Source organism: Mediterraneibacter sp. 210702-DFI.3.120, assembly GCF_020561005.1.
Taxonomy (GTDB): domain Bacteria; phylum Bacillota; class Clostridia; order Lachnospirales; family Lachnospiraceae; genus Mediterraneibacter; species Mediterraneibacter faecis.
Window position 1 is genome coordinate 1 of sequence record NZ_JAJCNG010000046.1, and the last position, 4,834, is coordinate 4,834.

The following is a 4,834-nucleotide window of genomic DNA, read 5'->3' on the forward strand; positions in this document are numbered from 1 at the left end:
GCACCGTTAGTCATTAACCTGAGCAGGCACTTGTCTTAAGTTGACATTAGGTTGACCACATTGGTGCCTGACCCCTGGTATATGACCCAATATGACCCAATGTAATCCACATAATCCTGACGTACCTGCATTTCAGAAACAATTATGTTTTCCGGTTTAAATGCAGAATCATACTGTAAAAGCATATCTATAGCAAGACCAGAAAATAACGCAAAAAAGGCAGGGCGGCAGGGCGCGAATTACAAGGAACGGATTTGAAGGCGTACCGGGGTACGACGAAAATCTGTGACGCAGTAATTCACGTTCTGCAGTGCTGAATTTTTTGCATTATTTTCTGGAATTGCTATAAATAGTATTGCTCAACAGATATTCTATGTACAGATCCTATTTGCAAACCTTCTGCAAGTCCTTTGATATGCAAGCTGAACTGTTCGTTTGGCGTCAAAATCAAAGCATTCTGCGAAAAATCAAAATACCGCTGCTTATATTTTAGTGCCGAAAGTCTATGCAGTAAAACCATTGTTTTTCCCCATTGTGTCAAGTAATTACCAAAAAAAATGTCATTTAATATCGAAAATAAGCATTAGCTGATAAAGTAACCATGCCCATTTTTTTGGTGATTTTTATTCCGAATCTAATCTCCACTTGATTTTGGCCAAATACAAAGATACTGGATCAAAAAATCCGATAATTTCATCTAATATTCCTTCTATTACAGGTATCTTATATTTGTTTTTTTTCTGCCACATATAGGTAATCAGAGAAGACAGCACTAAAGAAATAAGTGCAATAATTATACTCCATATTAACGAAGAGGTTATTAGCCCTCCAATTACCGTACTTGCACAAGTCAGAACTACTGAAACAATTGCTGATTTTATAATACGTATAGCTTTTACTGTGCTTCGCTTTTTCTCAAAATAATCATTTGAATCTGATCGTGTAGAATACTTTTCGAATTCATTAATGAATTTATTAAAGCACTTTTGGTTTCTCAAATAAATAACATCTGAAATGTCTAATTTTTGTAAATCACTCTCTTGTTCTATTACTTTAAGACGAATAAGAAATTGAATAATCTCATCTGGATTATACTTTTTGTTTATGATTTCATCAAAAGTGCTTATCGCAATTTCTATTTCAGATCGTATACACTTATGTTCAAAATATGTGTCATAACAAACTTTAATTCTCTCTGTAGAAGCTCCAGCCACAAAATATAATAAATCGGATGCTTTTTTTATTCTTGCATACGTACTCTTTGTAATATGCTCTTGTTTCTTTAAATCTTTTAAAAATGGATCAAAATCCTCTTTCGTTATAATATCAGTTATATTCCAAAAAGAATCAATATTTCCCATTCCTTTTACATTCTTATGGTTCTTCTTATATTCTTGTAAAAAGATTTTCATAGTTTGAAAATAATATTCTTGTTGTTCTAGTGGTTCATACGTCTCACATGTATCTTTGTTTGAATATAAATCATTTACAATTTTCTGTATACGCAATTCAACAATTTCTTGTGGACGATTCGTAATACTGGTTTTAATAGAATTATAATAATCCATTAAACAGTTTTGGTTCTTAGGAATTCTTGAATAAATTATATTTTTTTGAAATAGTGTCTTACAGTTTAGCAAAATATCAAATTTGTCATTCTCTATTTCTAACAGATGACGAGAAGGGATAAGAATCTTATCACAAAATAAAGATAACAACAAAATATATAATTTATGATTATATTTTTTGTTTTGAGTTGACTTTTCAATCTTAAAATACGGATAATATATATGGCACATAATTAACTTCCTTTTCAATTAGTATCCATATTATACCTTTTTTTACATTTTTTCTCAACACTCTACATAAACCTTTACGTTAATAGTATCTTCAGAATTATTTTATAACAATAATACCCATCTAAAACATATCTGCTATAGAACTGTTTGTTAGGATACCATCGGGCAGTACAATTGCAGCCTTACCTGTCCCAGGCTTCAAGAACTGCCAAATACGTTCGATGAACAGAACTTCGGAGCTTTGGTTTTTGCGTGGCTTTTTCTTGCCCTTGGCATCAACATTGTTGCCAAGCTCATATGTTGATAAATAAGGCTTTTCCGCAAGGTTGATGGTAGAACCGAACGGAGGATTGGTAAGAATCAAATCAAAACGATTCTCGGCAAAACCTCTATTATGATCGTGTATTTTATCAATGCTTTCAAGGGCATCATGACTGATAACATTGGTATGACCATCATCGTGGACGATCATATTCATCTTTGCGACACGGGCAATTTCATCATTGATTTCAATACCGAAAAGGTGTTTTGCGGCAAAATCGTGCCAATAGTTGAAATAGTCAACCGTGCCTTTTTCGTAATAATCGCCTGCTTGATTACGCATATAGTCAAGAGCGTGCAGGAGGAAACCGCCAGAGCCACAAGAAGGGTCAAGAACATCCCAATCTTGCTCTGGCTTCATCATCTTTACGCAGAATTCTATAATAGGGCGAGGAGTAAAATACTGCCCAAAATCGCCCTTAAAGAAACCATCCATAAACTGCTCAAAGGCAACGCCCTTAACATCAAGGTCGGTTTTATTAAGATTGATAGATTCCAAATGCGAAACGACAGTGCGAAGTACACGGTCATCTACCTTGATAGATTCTGTGAATACTTCGGGGTCCTTAACTTTTTGCTCATTATAAAGTGCATTGATACGTTCTGCCAGTTTAGATGACGGTTCATGGGTCTTGATCTGAAATTGATAAGGCTCACCATTTTTACGAGGCTTCTGTTCATCGCTAATTTTAACAAAAATGAGTTTGCAGAGTTCACCAAAAGCAGTAGGGGGAGAGAGACGACCACCGCCCCACAAGGTCTGATGGCATTTTTTTATTGCCGCAATTAAATCTTCTCTTGAGACAGGTTTAATATCGTTATCAGTTCCTTTGTAAAATCTAAATTCTTGAGGTTTTCCGTATGCCCGTGGAAGGTCAGCAATGATGTTTTGCTCACGTTCAAATGCCCCGTATTTATCGGAAACATCTAATACCCGACGAGTACCGCCAGCGATGATAATTACATACTCTGCACGAAGTTTCACCTATGTAGCATTACCGACACCCTGATCAATAGCCTGATTAAACTCGGCATCAGTAACACCTTCTTTTTTGCATTCAACGATTGCATAAGGACGTTTGCAGTCATCGTCACTGAAAATAACAATATCGGCACGGTCAGTAGGCAATCTGTCCGGAACAATGACTTCAACCTTGATGCGGTTTGCAGGATATTCATATTTATATATCAGCTCAGCAAAAAATTCGGCACGAACTTTTTCTTCGGGATCTTCATAGTTTTCCACATGCTTTTCCGAGGTTATATACTCAATTTTCTTTTTGCCGTCAACACCTGTAATGTTAATATATCCATCTTTTTGGGCTCTTTGTAACAGCTAAAACAGCACTGGTTCAAATGCTGTTTTAGCCATATCGTTGATTTCAAACATTTTCATTCTCCTTGTCTGGGATTTTAAACTCTGATAGAAAGTAAAATTACTCGCCAAAGATAAACCTAACGATTCTATCACTTGCTTTGTCCGTGGCGCTCATAATATCATCTTTCTTCCAATAAGGCTTATTAGCACTCTGATATTTGGAAACCAAGGCACGAGCTATAGGATATTTGCTGTCGATATATCCTGTCTTGTTCTCAAGTTTTGTTGAAACCTTAGTTCTAAACCATTCGTTTCCGATTGCTCGATTAATCTTTTCTTCAAGAAGAATCTTGTTGCCTAATTTGTTTACGACGCCGTAGAATTCTTCTTCACTGTTAATCTCGGCATCTTTTCTAATTTCCTGAAGGTTGTTACCGCTATATGGCATAATGTGTTCAATGTCATATTTTGTTCCAAGTGTAAAACTCAGACCTTTTTCTTTTGCAAAAAGAAACTCGTTCAGATATACCAGCACATTGCCATCATAGTCATGTAAAGCTGCCCAAATAGTTTCTTTGTCCCAATTAGAACGGATATGTTCATTAAAATCCTGTTTAATTTCATCGACAGTGGTGCTTTTACTAACGAGCTTGACTTCTGCTCCAAACAAAAGGTCTTAAAATATTTACTGGAATAACCAACATCGACAAGTTCGAGAAGAGAAAACAGCCGAAGCAAACACTCAAGAATCGGTTCAACAAGTTCTTCCGTAATATTATCCTCATCGAATCTATTGTTAACAGTGCCTGACCCTTTCTATCATGAGATTACTCACAAAGACCTTCGCTTTCAATTACTTTCACTACGCTGTTTACATACTTCTCACAGATCTCATCAGAAGCTGCTTCTACCATAACACGGATCACAGGCTCTGTTCCACTCTCACGAACAAGAATACGTCCGTCTGTTCCAAGTTCTTCAGCTGTTTTCTCTACTGCCGCCTGAACTGCTGCGTTATCCAGTGCTGTCTTTTTATCCTTTACACGAACATTCTTCAGAAGCTGTGGGAAGATCTTCACTTCATCTGCAAGTGTTCCAAGTGTCTGCTTCTTCTCAATGATCGCTTCCATAACCATAAGAGATGTCAGGATACCATCACCTGTACGTGCATGCTTGCTGAAGATAATATGTCCTGACTGCTCTCCTCCAAGAATATATCCGTTCTTAAGCATGTTCTCATAAACATATTTGTCGCCAACTGCAGTCTGCTCGTACTTCATACCGATCTTGTCACATGCTTTATAGAGTCCAAGGTTAGACATAATTGTTGTAACAACCGTGTTGTCTTTCAGTTTTCCCTGCTCCATGAGATATTTACCACATACATAAATAATGC

General features: G+C 36.4%; 4 protein-coding genes and 1 pseudogene. All 5 read right to left on the minus strand.

Features of this window, described 5'->3' with window-relative positions:
- Positions 1-623: 623 nt before the first annotated feature.
- Positions 624-1,799, minus strand: a complete 1,176-nt coding sequence (locus LI162_RS14885) for a hypothetical protein (RefSeq protein ID WP_055157664.1) — start codon at positions 1,797-1,799, stop codon at positions 624-626.
- A 121-nt stretch (positions 1,800-1,920) separates the two neighbouring features.
- Positions 1,921-3,105: an HsdM family class I SAM-dependent methyltransferase gene (locus LI162_RS15805; protein ID WP_226901477.1), complete on the minus strand. Its 1,185-nt coding sequence runs from the start codon at positions 3,103-3,105 to the stop codon at positions 1,921-1,923.
- The gene (locus LI162_RS14895; protein ID WP_227156855.1) at positions 3,106-3,366 is read right to left on the minus strand and encodes a type I restriction enzyme HsdR N-terminal domain-containing protein; all 261 of its coding nucleotides are present in this window, start codon (positions 3,364-3,366) and stop codon (positions 3,106-3,108) included. It abuts the gene before it with no gap.
- Between the two features lie 190 nt (positions 3,367-3,556).
- A complete protein-coding gene (locus tag LI162_RS14900; protein ID WP_055157668.1) occupies positions 3,557-4,108 on the minus strand; it encodes an HNH endonuclease family protein in 552 nt (183 codons plus the stop codon).
- Positions 4,109-4,265: 157 nt separating this feature from the next.
- A pseudogene (locus LI162_RS14905) lies at positions 4,266-4,834 on the minus strand (phosphoglucosamine mutase); the annotation flags it as partial.

Coding starts and splice junctions, on each gene's coding strand:
- LI162_RS14885 (WP_055157664.1), bottom strand. CDS start 1,799: ATGTGCCATATATATTATCCGTATTTTAAGATTGAAAAGTCAACTCAA.